17 protein-coding genes are annotated in these 17417 nt (G+C 41.2%); 11 read left to right on the top strand and 6 right to left on the bottom strand.

Translation table 11 applies throughout. From position 1 onward, the window contains the following. Positions 1-110 precede the first annotated feature (110 nt). The 7 genes from AC504W_RS09985 (at position 111) to AC504W_RS09955 (ending at position 10567) form a co-directional block, all read left to right on the top strand. Positions 111-440, top strand: a complete 330-nt coding sequence (locus AC504W_RS09985; RefSeq protein WP_494877602.1) for a hypothetical protein — start codon at positions 111-113, stop codon at positions 438-440. A 127-nt stretch (positions 441-567) separates the two neighbouring features. Next, positions 568-3378: a CHAT domain-containing protein gene (locus AC504W_RS09980; RefSeq protein ID WP_494877601.1), complete on the top strand. Its 2811-nt coding sequence runs from the start codon at positions 568-570 to the stop codon at positions 3376-3378. Between the two features lie 102 nt (positions 3379-3480). After that, complete coding sequence (locus AC504W_RS09975; RefSeq protein WP_494877600.1) at positions 3481-3867, top strand: four helix bundle protein; 387 nt, start codon at positions 3481-3483, stop codon at positions 3865-3867. Between the two features lie 233 nt (positions 3868-4100). Then, positions 4101-4823 (top strand): 6-phosphogluconolactonase, encoded by a 723-nt coding sequence (gene pgl / locus AC504W_RS09970; protein ID WP_494877599.1) that lies wholly within the window; start codon positions 4101-4103, stop codon positions 4821-4823. Positions 4824-5031: 208 nt separating this feature from the next. Beyond that, complete coding sequence (locus tag AC504W_RS09965) at positions 5032-5850, top strand: double zinc ribbon and FHA domain-containing protein (RefSeq protein ID WP_494877598.1); 819 nt, start codon at positions 5032-5034, stop codon at positions 5848-5850. A 119-nt stretch (positions 5851-5969) separates the two neighbouring features. Then, positions 5970-6713, top strand: a complete 744-nt coding sequence (locus AC504W_RS09960) for a M50 family metallopeptidase (protein ID WP_494877597.1) — start codon at positions 5970-5972, stop codon at positions 6711-6713. A gap of 335 nt (positions 6714-7048) precedes the next feature. Next, positions 7049-10567 (top strand): WD40 domain-containing protein, encoded by a 3519-nt coding sequence (locus AC504W_RS09955; RefSeq protein WP_494877596.1) that lies wholly within the window; start codon positions 7049-7051, stop codon positions 10565-10567. A 103-nt stretch (positions 10568-10670) separates the two neighbouring features. Here AC504W_RS09955 and AC504W_RS09950 read toward each other — a convergent pair whose 3' ends face one another. Next, complete coding sequence (locus AC504W_RS09950; RefSeq protein WP_494877595.1) at positions 10671-10874, bottom strand: hypothetical protein; 204 nt, start codon at positions 10872-10874, stop codon at positions 10671-10673. A gap of 82 nt (positions 10875-10956) precedes the next feature. Next, a complete protein-coding gene (locus tag AC504W_RS09945; protein ID WP_494877594.1) occupies positions 10957-11796 on the bottom strand; it encodes a hypothetical protein in 840 nt (279 codons plus the stop codon). A 306-nt stretch (positions 11797-12102) separates the two neighbouring features. Here AC504W_RS09945 and AC504W_RS09940 point away from each other — a divergent pair, with 306 nt between their 5' ends. Then, positions 12103-12288 (top strand): CopG family transcriptional regulator, encoded by a 186-nt coding sequence (locus AC504W_RS09940; protein ID WP_096575643.1) that lies wholly within the window; start codon positions 12103-12105, stop codon positions 12286-12288. 80 nt (positions 12289-12368) lie between these two features. Here AC504W_RS09940 and AC504W_RS09935 read toward each other — a convergent pair whose 3' ends face one another. The 3 genes from AC504W_RS09935 to AC504W_RS09925 all read right to left on the bottom strand — a co-directional run bounded on the left by AC504W_RS09935 (position 12369) and on the right by AC504W_RS09925 (position 14839). Continuing rightward, entirely contained in the window at positions 12369-12521 is a 153-nt protein-coding gene (locus AC504W_RS09935) for a ribbon-helix-helix domain-containing protein (RefSeq protein ID WP_062289322.1), read from the bottom strand. 805 nt (positions 12522-13326) lie between these two features. Beyond that, positions 13327-14064, bottom strand: a complete 738-nt coding sequence (locus AC504W_RS09930; protein ID WP_096575645.1) for a 2-phosphosulfolactate phosphatase family protein — start codon at positions 14062-14064, stop codon at positions 13327-13329. Positions 14065-14203: 139 nt separating this feature from the next. After that, complete coding sequence (locus tag AC504W_RS09925; RefSeq protein ID WP_494877593.1) at positions 14204-14839, bottom strand: Uma2 family endonuclease; 636 nt, start codon at positions 14837-14839, stop codon at positions 14204-14206. Between the two features lie 201 nt (positions 14840-15040). On the opposite strand from AC504W_RS09925, the gene AC504W_RS09920 reads away from it, so the two are divergent. The 3 genes from AC504W_RS09920 to psb35 all read left to right on the top strand — a co-directional run bounded on the left by AC504W_RS09920 (position 15041) and on the right by psb35 (position 16780). Next, a complete protein-coding gene (locus tag AC504W_RS09920) occupies positions 15041-15469 on the top strand; it encodes a BlaI/MecI/CopY family transcriptional regulator (protein WP_494877592.1) in 429 nt (142 codons plus the stop codon). Continuing rightward, on the top strand, positions 15460-16305 hold the full coding sequence (locus AC504W_RS09915) for a M56 family metallopeptidase (protein ID WP_494877591.1): 846 nt from the start codon (positions 15460-15462) through the stop codon (positions 16303-16305). The genes AC504W_RS09920 and AC504W_RS09915 overlap by 10 nt, the downstream gene beginning before the upstream one ends. Positions 16306-16552: 247 nt before the next feature. Beyond that, positions 16553-16780, top strand: coding sequence for a photosystem II assembly protein Psb35 (gene psb35 / locus AC504W_RS09910; protein ID WP_096575653.1), 228 nt, complete (start codon positions 16553-16555; stop codon positions 16778-16780). Positions 16781-16956: 176 nt separating this feature from the next. On the opposite strand, the gene AC504W_RS09905 is transcribed toward psb35, so the two are convergent. Then, positions 16957-17379, bottom strand: a complete 423-nt coding sequence (locus AC504W_RS09905) for a tellurite resistance TerB family protein (RefSeq protein WP_494877590.1) — start codon at positions 17377-17379, stop codon at positions 16957-16959. Between the last annotated feature and the right edge of the window lie 38 nt (positions 17380-17417).

Here is a 17417-nt window from a genome sequence, read left to right as displayed (position 1 = left end):
TTGGAACTTAAAAGAGTGAAAATTAGCCGTAACGTACCATCTTTCTCTAGATACTTCGGTCTTTTTACTCAAACTTTGAGGTTAAAAGGCTGAAAGGTGAGCCTTTGAGGTTGAAGGTTGAGGTTCTGAGGCTGAAAGGTGAGCCTTTGAGGTTGAACGTTGAGGTTCTGAGGGTAAAAGTTGAGCCTTTGAGGTTGAATATTGAGCCTTTGAGGTTGAATGTTGAGCCTTTGAGGTTGAAGGTTGAGGTTCTGAGGCTGAAAGATGAGCCTTTGAGGTTGAACGTTGAGGTTCTGAGGCTGAAAGATGAGCCTTTGAGGTTGAACGTTGAGGTTCTGAGGCTGAAAAGTGAACCTTTGAGGTTAAAGTGTCAAGAAATTTTGTGGAGTTTTCTCACGCAGAGGCAAGGCAGCGCGTTGGGCGGGTTTCCCGACTTGTAGCGACTGCCGCGCAGAGGCGCGGAGAGTAAGGAGAGAGTTTTTGGTTTTTTAACAAAAGCTTGGCAAAAGGTTCTTAGGGCGACAATGATTGATGTCATAACTGAACCAAAATGCTTGTGAGTTAATTGTGAAAAAGTTATTCAGTGCGATTAATGCTGCGGGTGTGTGTCTTGCACCTTGGATAATGGTGGCGGGAATAACACCAGGATTACTGTTAAGTATTCCAGTCAAAGGGATAGCGCAACAGCAAACCCCCACATATTCCGCAGAGCAACAAGCAGCATTAAAGGATGCTGAAGAACTAAATCAACAAGTTATTAAGTTATACCAGGAAGGAAAATACAGTACTGCTATCCCCTTAGCTAAACGTGTATTAGCTATTAGAGAAAAAGTGCTTGGTCAAGAAAATCTAATTGTTGCCACTAATTTAAATAATTTGGCTGCACTATATCAAGCACAAGGAGAATATCAACAAGCAGAACCTCTGTATCTCCGTTCACTAGCTATCAAAGAAAAATTATTGGGTAAATCACATCGTGAGATTGCTACTAGCTTAGATAATTTAGCTTTACTGTATAGAAAACAGGGCAAATATGAACAAGCAGAACCGTTGCATCTGCGTGCTTTGTCTATCTATGAAAAGCTGTATGGTAAAGAACATCCTGATGTTGCTATTAGCTTAAATAATTTAGCTGGATTGTATCGTCTACAAGGCAGATTTAAACAAGCAGAATCATTATATCTCCGCTCACTGGCTATCTATGAAAAGTTGCTGGGTAAATCACATCCTGATTTTGCAACTATCTTAGATAATTTGGGATTATTTTATGATTCCCAGGGAAAATATGAACAAGGAGAATCACTGCATCTACGTGCTTTAGGCATTTATGAAAAGGTTTATGGTAAATCACATCCCGATATTGCAATTACTTTAAATAATTTGGCTGCACTGTATAATGCCCAAGGAAAATTTACCAAAGCAGAACCTTTGTATCTCCGTGCTTTAGCTATTAGTGAAAACATATTAGGTAAATCACATCCTGATGTTGCTAATAAATTAGATAATTTGGCTGCACTATATAGTTCACAAGGGAAATATGAACAAGCGGAAATTCTGCATCTCCGCGCTTTAGCCATTTTTGAAAAAGTATTAGGAAAACAACATCCTGATGTGGCCATTAACTTGACTAATTTAGCTTCTCTATATCAAGCCAAGGGAGATATTGTTCATGCTGTTGATTTTCAGCGTCGTGGGTTAGACATTCAAGCAAAAAATCTTGATTTAATTTTTGCTGTCGGCTCGGAAAAAAATAAGCAGGACTACATTAAGACTTTTTCAGGGACAACTGACGCTACCGTTTCTCTAGCTCTGCAAGAAGCACGGAATAATCCAGCAGCCGCATCTTTAGCTCTAACTACTGTACTTCGTCGCAAAGGGCTAGTGTTAGATGCTGTAGCTGACAGTATCCAAATATTACGGAGCAAATTAGATAAAAATCCCGAAACTCAAAACTTATTCACTCAATGGTTGCAAATACAACAGCAATTATCAGCTTTAGTTTTTTCTCGGTCAGCACAACAAACTGCTAACCCGACAGAGGAGATAGGAAAATTGGAAGTAGAAAAAGAAAAACTGGAAGCAAAAATTAGTATTCAAAGTGCCGAATTTCGTCAGCAAATTCAACCAGTCGATTTATTAGCTGTTCAAGCAAAAATTCCTCAAGATGCAGCTTTGGTAGAGATTGTGCAGTATAAACCATTCAACGTCAAAGCCACAACGGAAGCTGAAAAATTTGGTAAACCCCGTTATGCGGTGGCGGTATTGCGTTCTCAAGGTCAACCAACATGGGTTGATTTAGGTGAAGCCGCAGAAATTGATAAATTAGCGATAGATTTCCGCACAGCGTTAGCCATTGGTAGAACATTTAACAAACTGGCTCGCACTTTAAATGAAAAATTAATCGCACCCATTCGTCCTTTGTTGGGTAATGCGCGGCATATTTTAATTTCTCCTGATGGACAATTAACATTAATTCCCTTTGAAGCTCTCAAAGATGAGCAAGACCAATTTTTAATTCAGCGTTATTCATTTTCTTACCTGACAACTGGGCGAGATTTATTACGTTTCCAGTCAAATTTTAGTAATGCTACGGCTCCAGTTGTCCTGGCAGATATTGACTACGACTATCAAAATCAAACTGTAACCTCTAATAAAAAACCTGGTGTACAAAGCTTGCCAAATCAACGCTCTAGTAATTTGGCAACTTTAGAATTTTTGCCCTTAGCTGCTACTAAATATGAAGCGATCGCCATTAAAAAAGTTTTGCCAAATGCCAAATTGTTGTTAGGCAAAAATGCCACAGAAACGGCAGTTAAACAATTACATAGTCCTGTGATTCTCCACTTGGCAACTCATGGTTTTTTCATCGCGGATATTGCCCAAGATATCAACACATCATTAGATTTGCCAGAAAAACCAAATCCACAAAAGATTTTAGAAGTAGAAAACCCCTTGTTGCGTTCTGGTTTAGCCTTAGCTGGTGCAAACAAACGTAATCAGGTGACAACCACAGATGATGGCATTTTGACAGCGCTGGAAGTTGCTGGTTTAGATTTGCGTTCTAATCAATTAGTGGTGCTGTCAGCTTGTGAAACTGGTAGAGGAGATGTCAAAGTTGGCGATGGTGTGTATGGTTTGCGTCGAGCTTTGGTAATTGCTGGTTCGCAAACTCAAGTGTTAAGTCTGTGGCTGGTGGATGATGCTGCAACAAAAGATTTGATGATGAAGTATTACCAGAATTTGCAAGCAGGTAAAGGAAGACATGAAGCTTTGCGTGCAGCACAGTTAGATTTACTCAAAACTGAAGAATATCAGCATCCTAGATTTTGGGCGGCGTTTGTTCCTTCTGGTAATTGGAATGCTTTAAGGGAAAAGTAGAAAAATGCTGTTTTGTGAGATCATCATTAAGACCGCAGGGGAGCCAGCGCGTTGGGCGGGTTTCCCGACTTGAAGCGACTGGCGCGGTAGGGAGCAGGGGGAATGGAAAAAGAACCAATTAAAAGTCATGAAGACTTGGAAGTATATAAAATGGCATTTGATGCAGCCATGAAAATTTTTGAATTATCAAAGAAGTTTCCTGTTGAAGAACGTTATTCTTTAACCGATCAGATTCGTAGATCATCCCGTTCTGTATGTGCGAATTTAGCCGAAGCTTGGAGAAAACGTCGTTATGAAGCAGCTTTTGTCGCTAAGTTAAATGACAGCGAAGCTGAAGCAGCAGAAACTCAAACTTGGCTTAAATTTGCAGTGCAATGTGGTTATTTAGAAGTTGAAACAGGTAGAGAATTATATGGAACTTATAACAAAGTTCTAGGCATTTTAGTAACCATAATCAACAATCCATCTCCCTGGCTCATAAAACGCTAATCATAAATTATTCTCCCTGCCCCCTGCCCCCTGCTCCCTGCCCCCTGCCCCCTGCCCCTTTTCCCAGTTAGTACCACTGACTACGGACAAAATAACCTGACAGATGATAACCATGAATTAGGTTAAACTTTGCCCACCTAACTGATGATGTTAAAAGTTTCAAAAGTTAAAAGGAGGGATGATCAGAAGTTCGGTATCGTATTGCTGGAAGCCGGCTATGTAATCATAAAGCCATGAATAAACAGGTAGAAATTCTATCAGATCAGTCTGCGCTGGTAGCGCGATCGCTGGAATTAATCTTATCGAAGTTGGAAACTGCCATTGCACAACGGGGGCAATTTACGATTGCCTTATCTGGTGGGAGTACACCTAAGCCTTTATATGAAGCGATCGCTGCTCAAGATTTGCCTTGGGATAAAATTCACGTTTTTTGGGGAGATGAGCGCTACGTTCCCCCAGATCACCCCGATAGCAATGAATTAATGGCGCGGCGTGCATGGCTAGATCGGGTTGATATTCCCGCCGCCAATATTCACGCTATGCCAACTTTAGACGCTGATCCAGCCTTATCTGCTGCCAAGCATGAGCAGGATTTACAAGAGTTTTTTCATTCTGCTCCCGGTGAGTTTCCCTCATTAGATGTAATTCTGCTGGGTATGGGTGATGATGCCCATACTGCATCTTTGTTTCCCCACACCGAAGCACTAAAAGTGAGCGATCGCTTGATTACTGTGGGTAACAAAGACGGGAATCCCCGCATCACCTTTACTTACCCCTTGATCAACGCCGCCCGCAGCGTGATTTTTGTAGTTGCTGGCGCTAATAAACGACCTGCTTTAGCTAAAGTCTTTGCACCAGAAGCCGATGACTTTAGCTACCCATCTCGCTTAATTCGTCCGCAAGGGGAACTTTGGTGGTTACTAGATGCAGCCGCTGGGGCGGAATTGCCAAATTAAAGTCAAAAGGTAAAAGTAAAAAGGTAAAAGACTCTATTCTTTTTACTTTTGCCTTTCTACTTTTAATTTCCTCAAGAGTAGTTGTTAAAATCGAAAGCTAGAATCGCCCTCTTGCAAAACTGCCGATTGGTAGAAGCAGAAGCATCTACGGAGTTTTTTCTGCTTGCCAGTGCTATTTAACGCTGATCTTCAACAAAGGCTAAAATCAATGATCGTCTGCCCGAATTGCAATCATCCCAATCCCAACGGCGCTGTCCAGTGTGAAGCTTGCTATACGCCTTTACCAGCGACTAGTAACTGTCCCAACTGCGGAGCAACGGTACAGGCTGATGCTGCTTTCTGCGGTCAATGTGGCTTTAATCTGCACTCCGCTGCTGCACCGGCTCCTGTTGCTGCTACAGTTGCTCCCGAAATTCCTGTACAAGCACCACCATTAGTTACTCCAGATCCATTATTAGATCTATTACAACCAGATGCTTTGGGAATTAACCAGCCTGTAGCTGTACCACCAACAGCTGTAGCAGCCGAAAGCACACCCCCACCTCCACTACCTACTATCGCTCCTGAACCTGTAGCTGTTGAGGCCGCCATTCCTAGCCCACTGCCTGAACCGGAACCTGCACCCGCACCAGAACCAGAGCCAGAAACTGCTCCCGCACCAGCGGCTCCCGCAGGCGTTTCGAGAACTCAATTACAACAAGTCACCGCGCGAGTGGTGCATATTCAAAGCGATCGCGAAATTGAATTACCCCAAAGTCTCTCGGTAATTCACATTGGCAAGCCAAATGACCGTATTCCTCCTGATATCGATGTTTCAGGATTTAGTAATTCGGAAATTGTCTCTCGGATACACGCAGATATTCGCGTTGAGGGAGATGCTTACTATGTAGAAGATGTCGGTAGTTCCAATGGCACTTATATTAACAACTTGCCATTATTACCAGGGAACAGACACCGCCTCCGCCCAGGCGATCGCATCAGCCTCGGTAAAGGTGATTTGGTAACATTTATCTTTCAACTAACTTAAAAAAAGGAAACAGGGGACAGGGAAAGAATGATTCTGCCTCCTGCTTCCTGCCTCCTTAGATTAGGATGGATGAAAATACACTCCACCCATTGGGGTAATTACATTCAGGAAAGTGCGTCATGCAGGAACCAAGAAAATATTTTGAAACCTTGCTCTCGGCAGAAGCCCCACCAGAAGTAGAACGTATGGGACTAAATTGGTTAGTCGCAGCAGCGATCGCCACAGCTGTATTATGGCAACTTCCCGGCGGCGATTATATTTTATACCCGTTCACTATCCTGGCAACTTGGTTTCACGAAATGGGACACGGTTTGATGGCGCTGGTATTAGGCGGACAGTTTCAAAAGTTAGAAATTTTTAGCAATGGTTCCGGTGTAGCTACTTACCGCATCGCCACTTCACTTGGCCCTATTGGCCCCGGTTTAGTCGCCGCCGCCGGGCCAATGGGGCCGCCAATTGCTGGTGCCGCGTTGATTTTAGCTTCCCGCAGTTTTAAAGCAGCATCTTTGAGTTTAAAAATTTTAGGCGGTTTTTTGCTGCTTTCTACATTAATTTGGGTGCGTTCTTGGTTTGGCTTGTTGGCAGTTCCTTTATTAGGTTTAATCATCGTTGGTATGGCTTTAAAAGCACCCCGTTGGATGCAGGGTTTTGCTATTCAATTTTTGGGTGTACAAGCTTGCGTAAGTACATACCACCAACTCAATTATTTATTTAGTTATAGTGCTGGTTCTTTAGGGCTATCAGATACAGCCCAGATGCAAAGATATTTACTTTTGCCTTATTGGTTGTGGGGTGGATTGATGGCGATCGCTTCTTTGATAATCTTGATTCAAAGTCTCCGCGTTGCCTATCGTTCAACGTAATGGGCAAGAAAGAAACATCATAAAAAGGATGGTTATATATTCTCAGGGTGAGTATTGTCGTAGTATATGCTAAGATACAGCCGCAATTACGTTTAATACCCCTACTCCTGTGTGTAATATCATTTCCAGTAAACTATAACTATTGCAGTATTTTTTGAAAAATTCAGCATAATTTAGTCATATTTGCAGCTTAGACCGTTTTATTGAACATCATAAAACTTGCTGGAACTAAAATGCTGAACTATATATTTTGTGAATAAATTGGAATTACTACATTCTTCTCTAAAAAAGCCAAGAATATCAGGGCTAGGCGATAATTAATACAGTTTTAATACATGGTATTACAGAATTGGAGACGCAAGCGTGGTGTTTCACTTACTACTAGGGGTTTGCAAAAACTTCAGGATGCAAAACGTAAGTCAGAAGCAAAGGAAAATTTTGGCAATAGCTACACACTTGAAGACATTAGCTCACTTTCTGGGTTACATCCCAGTACAATCTCAAAAGTAATAAATCGAGAAGGAGGAGTCGATAAAAAGACTCTAGAAAAACTTTTTTTAGTTTTTAATTTACAAATAAACGAAAGTGATTATTTAAGTGCAAATAATCGTCTAGATTGGGGAGATGTTACTTTTTTACCAGTTTTTTATGGACGTAAAGAAGAACTGCTCACACTAGAACAATGGATTCTGAATGAGCGTTGCCAATTCGTGGCATTGTTAGGCATGGGCGGTATTGGTAAAACTGCTCTTTCTGTAAAGCTGGCGCAACAGATTCAAGAAGACTTTGAGTATGTAATTTGGCGATCACTCCGCGAAGCTCCACCAGTGAAAGCTATAATCACTCAACTACTGCAATTTCTCTCTGACGAGCAAGAAACAGAAGCTAACTTACCAGAAAGTTTAAGCGATCGCATATCACGGTTGATTGATTATCTCCGCAATCACCGCTGTCTGTTGATTCTGGATAATGCAGAATCCATTTTACGTTATGGCAGTCGAGCCGGAAAATATCGAGAAGGATATGAAGGTTATGGTGATTTGTTCAGGCGTTTAGGAGAAGCCACTCACCAAAGTTGTTTAATATTAACTAGCCGGGAAAAACCTCAAGAAGTCGCATTATTGGAAGGAGAAGCATCACCCGTTCGCTCCTTACAATTAAGTGGCTTGAAGGTAGTGGAAGGCCAAGAAATTTTAAAAGTCAAAGGGTTATCAGCCGCCGAAGATGAATGGAAAGCCATGATTGAATCCTATGGCGGTAATCCATTGGCTTTAAAAATAGTGGCAACAACTATTGAAGATGTGTTTGCTGGGAATGTAACTGAGTTTTTACAACAAAATACAGTTGTTTTCGGTGATATTCGTGATATTTTAGACCAGCAGTTTGAGCGCTTATCAGATTTAGAAAAAGAAATCATGTACTGGTTAGCAATTAATTGTGAACCAGTGACGCTATCAGACTTGCGAGAGGATATTTTATCGCCAGTGCCACCACAGAAATCTCTAGAAGCTTTAGAATCTTTAGTCAGGCGATCGCTAGTAGAAAAAAGCACAGCAACTTTCACCATACAACCTGTAGTTATGGAATATGTGACTCAGGTATTAATAGAGCGAGCCTACGAAGAAATTATTACTGAGAATATTCAGCTTTTGAGATGCCATGCTCTGATGAAGGCAAATGCTAAAGATTACATCAGAGAAACTCAAATTCGCCTTATTCTCAACCCCGTGATTGATGGTTTGCTGACTGTATTAAGAAGCAAAAAAGGTATTGAAAACCAATTAACTAAACTTTTAGTCAAGCTCAGAGCAGAATCACCCCAAGAACCTGGTTATACAGGTGGAAATATTCTCAATTTGTTGTGTCAATTACAAATAGATTTAACAGGCTATGATTTCTCGCAATTGACAGTTTGGCAAGCAGACTTGCGGAATATCAAACTGCACAATGTTAATTTTCAAAACGCTGATTTAACCAAATCTGTCTTTGCTGAAACTTTTGGGGGCGTTTTGTCAATAGTCTTTAGCCCCAATGGCAAACTTTTGGCAATGGGCGATACTAATGGCGAGATTCGTTTATATCAAGTTGCAGATGGGAAGCAAGTTCTTGCCTTTCAAGGTCACACTAACTGGGTGCCATCACTTGCCTTTAGTCCTGATGGTAGTATTTTGGCAAGCAGTAGTAGCGACCACACTGTGAAGTTATGGAATGCAAATACTGGTCAATGCCTTCAAACTTTACAAGAACACAAACACGAAGTGTGGACAGTTGCCTTTAGCCCAGATGCTAACAAACTAGTAAGTGGTAGTAATGACCGCACAATGAAATTATGGAGTGTTAGCACTGGGGAATGCCTCAAAACTTTCTACGGACATACAAGTTGGATAGTCTGTGCAGTTTTCACTCTGGATGGTCAAATCCTAGTGAGTGGCAGTGATGACGACATGATTAGATTGTGGGATATTAACACTGGTGAATGTCTCAAAATTTTACGGGGACATAGTGATGGCATACGTTCACTGACTATCAGTCCTGATGGACAGACAATAGCTAGTAGCAGTGATGACCAGACAGTGAAGTTATGGGACATTAACACTGGTGAATGTATTAAAACTCTACAAGGGCATCTTGCTGCCGTTTGGTCAGTTGCTATTAATCCTCAAGGCACTCTCATCGCTAGTGGTAGCTTAGACCACACAGTGAAATTATGGGATTTTCATACTGGTCAATGCCTGAGAACCCTTCAAGGACATTCAACTTTAGTATTTTCTGTGGTTTTTAGTCCCCAAGGAGACCTTTTGGCCAGCGGGAGTGACGACCAAATGATGAAGTTATGGGATGTTAGTACTGGTCAATGTCTTAAAACTCTCAGCGGCTATACCAGTCAATTTCTGTCAGTTGCTTACAGTCCCGATGGTCAAATGTTGGCGAGTGGTAGTGATGATCAAATAGTCAGGCTGTGGAATGAAAATACTGGTCAAGTTTTGCAAACTCTCCAAGGACATTTTGCGACTGTTCGATCAGTTGCCTTTTGTCCTAGTGGTCAGATTTTAGCTAGTGGTAGTGATGATCAAACAGTGCGGTTGTGGGATGTCAATACTGGTCAACCCTTGCAAACTGTATTGAGACACCCTGCTGTAGTCTGGTCGGTTGCCTTTAGTTTGGATGGTCAGATGTTGGCAAGTGGTAGCAACGACCAAAAAGTGCGGCTGTGGGATGTCAATACTGGTCAAGTCTTGCAAACTCTTCAAGGACATAGTGCTGCTGTCCAGTCAGTTGTCTTCAGCCCTCAAGGAATGCTGATGGCCAGTGGTGCTTGGGATCAAACAGTCAAGATATGGGATGTCAACACTGGTGAGTGCAAACGAACTTTAGAGGGACATACAAATTGGGTATGGTCAATCGCTTTTAGTCCCAATGGTGAACTATTGGCAAGTGCGAGTTATGATGGCACAGTTCGGTTATGGAATGTTAGTACAGGTGTTTGTCTCCAAACTTTCATGGTTTGTGAAAATGGTCTTGTCAAAGTAGTTATCTTTAGTCGAGATGGTCAGGTTTTAGCTACTAGCAGTCCCGATTACACAGTTAAGTTATGGGATGTTGAATCAGGTGAATGTCAAAGAACACTATATGGACATTCAGCTTGGATATGGTCGCTCGCCTTTAGCCCAGATAATCAAACTTTAGCCAGCAGTGGTGCTGATGAGACAATACGACTTTGGGATATCAACACGAGCAATTGTTTAAAAATTTTGAAAGCTCAGAAATTTTATCACGGGATGAATATTAGAGGAGTCACAGGTTTAACAGCTGCAACTACTGCTACTCTCAAAAGATTAGGAGCAATTGCTTAGATAAAACAATCTTGTCCAGCATTCACAGCTAATTTTATTTCATCCACTTTTATAGGTGAACATGGTAATTTCCACCTGCAAAGAATATCAAAATAGACGAAAACTACCAATCAGCCATAGGAATGTCACTTGGCAATCCATGAGCGAATTCCTCGAACATGATTCTTTCTAACTCAAAGTCTGGGTCTTCTAATATCTCTAAACTATTTTGACTGAGATTACTAGCAGAATTATTTAAAGTCGAAGACTGCTGCTTAATAACAGAATCATCAGAAGTGGTCGTAACTATTGATGTTGCGGCTTTCATGATCTTCTCTTTGATAATTGCACTGGATTTTATATTGTTAAAGCTTTTTTACACCACTTAAGCTGGACTATTGGCGAGTAAGTTATGCCAGTATTAGTGGTTTTAATAGATTTTCAATCTCTTCATCTGAGATATAAGCTTCTTGGGGAGGACTAAAACGCAATAATGCAGCTTGGTAACAGGCTTGTGCCACGCGATCGCGCTCTTGGGGTGTCAATCCGGCAATCATCGTCACAGTTTCCTGAACGTGATTTACCTCAGTAGGACTAATAGCGCTGTGTATGCGTAGGCAACGGGTGGCGTTAATACCTGGCGGTAGCAATGCTTCTACCTTGTGAATATAAGCTTCTCCTATACATGTACCTAAACGTTCTGCTGTATAAGAATAGCCTACGCAATCAATTGGGTCTGAGTCTTGTACACATCGAGTAAAACAATCCACTAAAGTCTTAGCAGCCGGAGGGAAAAGCACTTCTACCACGGATTCGGCTCTGTAACCCATTGAGCGAATATCCCACAGAGCGAGTATGTCGTGACCAGCTTCTTCTTGCGCTTTTTGTGCAGCCCACTGTGCCAAGGTCTGACGATTTGCCAAAGCAAAGCGCGATCGCGCTTCTTCCATTAGTTGTGGAGTAGAATGGCACAAATGGTAAAAACCAGCCAGTCGCCATACCCAACGCGTAGGGGTTAAAGTTGGTGGTCGGCGATCTGACTTGACTGCGTGCCAAGCGGATACTATTGCCTGATCTAAAAGCTTTCGGGTTTTAGCGAAAGTATGAGGATGAATCATTTTTTGAGTTGAGCAATCACCATGAACCCCTGATTGAGGTTGATTTACGCAACTACTCTTATCCGTCTTCATCCCTACTATATCAGGGTTAATACTTACTGATTTTGTATCAATTAAGAATTCATTAGGCATGATTCGCGTTGTACACTCCCATATCTTTGTAGGATCTTGACTGTACTTCTGCTATTGAGAAAGATAGCAGATAACTTGACGATAAAATAATTTCAATGCCTGATGAGACCCATCTGCTTTTAAAATGTTGTTCCACTCAAAAATTATGCGTGGATGTCCAAAGGGTTATTTTTACGTTGCTTAAGTCAATTTCTTCATCAAAAAGATCAGTAAAAAGCTTAACTTTGAGCTTAAAATCTTGATTTTCACTGGTAAAGATGTTTCCGCATTGGCAATATGTAGGAAACTCCATACAAATAAAAAATTATGGATAAAACAGCTGCCCTTGGATTTCCTGGTTTGACAAACTCCAGTAAAAAAGAAGTATTCAAGCAAATTACTGTGGACTTGACTCCCGATGAAGCTCAAAACTTAGAAAAATATTGTGAGCAAACTGGCCAAGCAGTCACAAATGTAATTGAAGAACTCATTCGGGGGTTATCTGTGACTTAAATTTTCCAGACAACTCCGAAAATTTAAGGTCGAGGAAATCCTCAATGCAATGGGGAGCAAACACAAACCAAGTGTTGCTACTACTCAGACCTCGTAGTAGCTAATCCTCGAATCAGTTCCCTAATCACATCTGTTGCTGGCCTTCCTGTCTGATCACAATACTTTTCCAAATTTTTGGCTTCGTTTAATGCCAGGTTGATGGTTATTCGCTTGACCGCCCATTTTTTATTCATGCTATAAATCTGGTTGTATTGGCTAAAACTACAGAAATTTTTATTTATTCAGACCGATATCTGTCTATAAAATTGGTGCTTGTACGCAATTGTGCAAAGAAGGGTTGATTTACCCAAAAATAGCTAAAAAAGTAAAACTTTACTTGAATGAGCTATCCTCAGAAACAATGAAGAGTTTGATTAGCCTCGGTATGAGTTGAAGCATATTGCCTCTTCATAACTTTTTAAACATTGTTTTCAAGGTTCCGAGTTTTCTGTTGTCCCTGGTATTTAGTTCAAGTGCTAAATTTCTCATTGAGAATATTACCACTCAAGTCAACCATCAGCCAAATATGAGGTCAAAGCCAGATATTTTTTAAATTAGCATAATGATGTAAATCACTATGGTGGCAAGTTTGATTTAGATTGATAAAACCAGCCATAAAATAAATAAATAAGCACAAAACCAAGGATTAATTGAGAAAAAGCCCTTTTCATTGAATCTGTTCTAGCTGAAACTATCTGTGGCGGCTGTTTTCTTTTAGTCGTGAATTTATGTATGAAAAAGGTTAGTTAATTTTATTTTATAGTTAGGTAGTTTTATATTAAAATAAATGATTAAAAATATCCCCAGTATGAATACTGGGGATATTTTTAATCATTCATGAATGCAAATAAAACAAGCGTTGCGTAAAGATTAAACTTCCATATAGACCAACAAAGTTAAATTTGGTGCATTAAACTCTGAGAAATTGCAAAAAAAGCTAAGACAACAAGAAGAAAAAACTTGAGAATGTTTGAATGATGTATGAATTATGAGTAAAGCTTAATTTTGGCTTTTTAAAACTCCTATTTCTTGTTGTATTGGCAAAACATCCAAAATATCAGTTTGGGAACAATATTTCAGGTCTTCATAGCATTCCAGGCGTAATAATCGTTTGCCGTGACTAGCATGATGAAATAATCCCAATAAATTATCTTGCCACTGAGTGTAAAGTGCGATCGCACCAATCAATTCATCATTACCCGCTAGTTCATCGGGTGACACCTGAGATTTTTCGCCGATACTATGAGCGATCGCACCAGCACAAACTGTGTCTTCTAAGGCAAAACTCCCTTCCCAACCAGAACCAACAATCCAGACTGTTTCTGGCTGTTTTGCTAAAAGATATTTTACTATTGCACCTCGGTTGATCAAGGCTGCTGCTAGTACAGCCGGAGAGTTTTGTATGCGTTGTAAAGCACGAGTACCATTAGTAGTACTAATAAACAGGCGACGACCATGCACTAGCTCTGGTGTACAGTCTAGGGGAGAGTTACCGAGTTCAAAGCCAGTAACTTTGGCTCCGCCACGTTCTCCGGCTCTTAAACGTTTTTCTGCTGGCCATTGTTCGCTAACTTCTATGAGATTGTCTAAATCGCTGAAGACTTGTACTGCTTCGCCTCCAGCCGCTAAGACTGTGGCGATTGTGCTAGTGGCTCGCAAGACATCGACTGCGATCGCGCAGTCTGGAATTTCATCTTTAGGAGTTAATTCCGGAGTGTGGTATACGAATAACTTCACGCGCTGGATACACCTGCTCTAAATATTATTGTCGAGATACATTCTAATTTGTGTTAATAGCCATAATGACAATTTAAGCAATAGGAATTTCTAGAGGTTATGGCAAGATGTTGGTCAATGAGGGCAAATAGCCTTAACTTTAACTGTTACTTAACTGTTGTTTAAGGTGGCGAATAGCAGCACTGGTGTTACGTTGATAAGCAATTTGCACACACTGAGCGATGGCGCTGTGCAAATCAAATTCTGGAAAATAGCGACTCTGGGTTTGCAGTTGGTAATTGGTTCCCTGCAATTGGTAAATCAATAACTGCTGTTTTTTGAATAACCAGATTTCAGGAACGCTATATGGAAGATAATCTTGAGCATCAGAATAACTAGTGACATCAATTTCAATTACCAAGTCAGGCGGTGGATCTTGTCTCCAGTCAATTCGCTTTTTACCTGAAACAGCTTGCCAATTATCAATGTAAAAACAATAGTCAGGCTCAATACCGCTTTCTTCCGGTAGAGTCATCGTCACAGGGGTAAACGCATCATATTCCTTGCCATCGTGATCTAACAAAGCCTTCACAATATCTGCTACTAAATTGGCATCTCGTCCATGTACAGGCAAAGGTGACATCAGTAATACTTCTCCATCACGATATTTAATGCGGGGAATTGAGCCATCTCCCCGTTGTTCACAGAGGCGCTGATACTCTTGCCAAGTAGCAGGTAGGCGCACCACAGAACCAGCAGGTAATTGAACTTTGTCATCAGAGACTAAGGCAAACATAATTGCAGATCCTTTGAGTGGTAGTGAAGGACTAATGATTATGAAGATTTGCGATGGTATTTGTAGAGGTGCGATCGCTTGATTGATTTAATGGAATCAGAGATGTAAAGAGCAAGCGATTATAATAACTCTACCTTGGTTTCTCAAGAGGGGAATTTTGCGTTAAATCTGCCACTCTCAACTCTAGGATCTAAAATCGACATGGCACCTTTACCCGATTACCGCCCAAAACAACTGTCTGTAGGCCCTTTAGAGGCAGAAATTTTAAATATTGTCTGGGAACTTGGTTCCGCAACAGTTAAAGATGTACACGATCGCATTTTGGCTGATCCTAACCGAGAATTAGCTTATACTTCTGTCACCACGGTGCTGCGTCGCCTCACAGAAAAAGGTTGGCTGGCTTGCGATAAACAAGGAAGAGCCTTTTATTGGCGACCATTGCTAAGTAAGCAACAAGCTCAAGTCATTAAAGCTCATGATCAATTACAACGATTTTTAGCAGTGGGTAATCCCGATGTGATCGCTGCTTTTGCCGATAGTCTGGATGAAACTGCGAGTCAGCAAATAGAAGCGATCGCCAAGCGCATTCAAGCTGCACGTCAAGCCAGGGAGGAACAACAATGCACCTAATCATGATTTTGACTGCTGTGACAGTCTCTTGGATATTGAGATGCTCTTGGGTGAATACTCCAGGTAATTGGAATGTGCGGTGGCGGAAAGCTCTATTTATCTTTCTGTTTCCGCCTTTGTTGCTATTCATGACAGCAATCTCTGTGCTGTTTATGGGGCCTCAAGGTAAAATGGGTGGAGCCTATACAGGCTGGTTGAGCTATGACTTAGCATTTATCACCCTAGGTTATTTTGCCTTTTTGGGCATTAAACTCACTTTACAAGGTTGGCAGTCTGTAGAATCTGCCCGCAATTCTCCCTTAGTCAATCTTGATGGTAAATTAGTCAGATTACTGAATACACCAGCATTGTTCGCTGGTCAAATTGGTTTTTGGCAACCAGAACTAGTAGTTAGTCAAGGATTGCTACAAACTCTTTCACCTGCTCATGTAGAAAGTGTCTTAGCACATGAGCAAGGACATCATTATTACCGGGATACATTTTGGTTTTTCTGGCTGGGTTGGGTGCGTTCTTGTACTGCTTACTTACCTCATACTGATGAATTATGGCAAGAATTACTGGTGTTGAGAGAACTCCGTGCAGATAGTTACGCTGTATCTCAAGTAGATCCGTTACTGTTAGCAGAATCACTCGTGTTGGTTGTGAGTCAAACTTCTGTCTTACCAGAATCTGAGGTTTGTTGTGCAGCTTTGGATAGTAGTGTAGGCGATCGCCTCGAACAAAGAATCGATGCTTTACTCGCGCCACCAGAACCTGCGCTCAATATGAACTGGCAATCTTCTTCAGGATTCCTCCTAGCATTTTTACCATTATTAACTGTGTTATTTCATACCTAAGTACGAGATTTCTGCACTTATAGCCAAGATGTCTGCAATAGTTCCCCTGAAGATTTTTGCTGAAAGTGTAGGTGCAGATAAAAATAATTTTTTTATAGATAAGTTTTGTGGAGACCTTGATATATCAAGGTCTCCATTACTTTATGCCTACTGTAAGACCAATTATTTCCAACTTGGGGAGGATGTAAGTGATACTCTAGTTTTATAGTGTCTTAAGTAGTGTTGCGTAAAAAAGGAACATATACTCATGCTTATATTAATGCAAGCAGCAGATTCAGTCGCTACAGGCGGAGGTAATTTTCCCTTTGCTTTTACATTGGTGTATGTAGTTGGCTTTATTGCTGCTGTCACCATTGGTTCTATTGCTTGGTACAATTCCAAACGCCCAGTTGGTTGGGAAAGTAAAGATCGTCCCGACTTTGTACCTAAAGTAGACAAAGAAGAAACTCCGGGTGTAGGTGAACCAAAAGCATAATAAGTCAATAGTCAACAGTCAACGGTCAATGGTGAGTTAGTGCTGTTGTCGGGTTTCCCGACTTATCCGCGTAGCTTTAACGACGCAGGAGCGTCACCGGAAGGGTCAAAGTTTTAGAATTGGAAATCGAGACTTTTGACCTTTGACTATGGACTCTTGACTATAGACTTACAGTGTTAATTTTGAACTTCGACCCAACGCCGATAAAGCTTTTGAATTTGTTTAAGCAACGCATTATGAACTGGTTGTTGGGCTGATTCTTGTTCGGCTAAACCCTGAAGTTGTGTTAAAAGTCTGGCTTCTTCGGTGGCGACTTCTCCATCGCTATAAATTAAGCCACTAATAGCTTCAATGAGACTTTCGCAATCTTCTAGGCTAGGGCGATCGCCTAAATATTCTTTCACCCAGGCATAACATTCCTTTGGTTGCACGGGTACTAATTCGTACAGCCAAGGCTTGATTTCTGGATCGGTAGCCAAACCTTTTGCTTGTGCAATTTCGCGGAGATACTGTCGTTCCTCTGGCTGAATTATCCCATCAATCCAAGCGGCTCCAATCAAGATTTTAACTAAGTTCTTTACATTAGAATCAGTAACCATTGCTGCCTCCTGTGGTAGATTGGGGCTTCAATCAAATC

This window comes from Nostoc sp. C96 (assembly GCF_059384975.1).
The sequence above is the reverse complement of the archived record's forward strand: the minus strand, read 5'-3'. Positions and strand labels throughout refer to the sequence as shown.

Coding starts and splice junctions, on each gene's coding strand:
- AC504W_RS09975 (WP_494877600.1), top strand. CDS start 3,481: ATGGAAAAAGAACCAATTAAAAGTCATGAAGACTTGGAAGTATATAAA.
- pgl (WP_494877599.1), top strand. CDS start 4,101: ATGAATAAACAGGTAGAAATTCTATCAGATCAGTCTGCGCTGGTAGCG.
- AC504W_RS09965 (WP_494877598.1), top strand. CDS start 5,032: ATGATCGTCTGCCCGAATTGCAATCATCCCAATCCCAACGGCGCTGTC.
- AC504W_RS09960 (WP_494877597.1), top strand. CDS start 5,970: ATGCAGGAACCAAGAAAATATTTTGAAACCTTGCTCTCGGCAGAAGCC.
- AC504W_RS09955 (WP_494877596.1), top strand. CDS start 7,049: ATGGTATTACAGAATTGGAGACGCAAGCGTGGTGTTTCACTTACTACT.
- AC504W_RS09950 (WP_494877595.1), bottom strand. CDS start 10,874: ATGAAAGCCGCAACATCAATAGTTACGACCACTTCTGATGATTCTGTT.
- AC504W_RS09945 (WP_494877594.1), bottom strand. CDS start 11,796: ATGCCTAATGAATTCTTAATTGATACAAAATCAGTAAGTATTAACCCT.
- AC504W_RS09940 (WP_096575643.1), top strand. CDS start 12,103: ATGGATAAAACAGCTGCCCTTGGATTTCCTGGTTTGACAAACTCCAGT.
- AC504W_RS09935 (WP_062289322.1), bottom strand. CDS start 12,521: ATGAATAAAAAATGGGCGGTCAAGCGAATAACCATCAACCTGGCATTA.
- AC504W_RS09925 (WP_494877593.1), bottom strand. CDS start 14,839: ATGTTTGCCTTAGTCTCTGATGACAAAGTTCAATTACCTGCTGGTTCT.
- AC504W_RS09920 (WP_494877592.1), top strand. CDS start 15,041: ATGGCACCTTTACCCGATTACCGCCCAAAACAACTGTCTGTAGGCCCT.
- AC504W_RS09915 (WP_494877591.1), top strand. CDS start 15,460: ATGCACCTAATCATGATTTTGACTGCTGTGACAGTCTCTTGGATATTG.
- psb35 (WP_096575653.1), top strand. CDS start 16,553: ATGCTTATATTAATGCAAGCAGCAGATTCAGTCGCTACAGGCGGAGGT.
- AC504W_RS09905 (WP_494877590.1), bottom strand. CDS start 17,379: ATGGTTACTGATTCTAATGTAAAGAACTTAGTTAAAATCTTGATTGGA.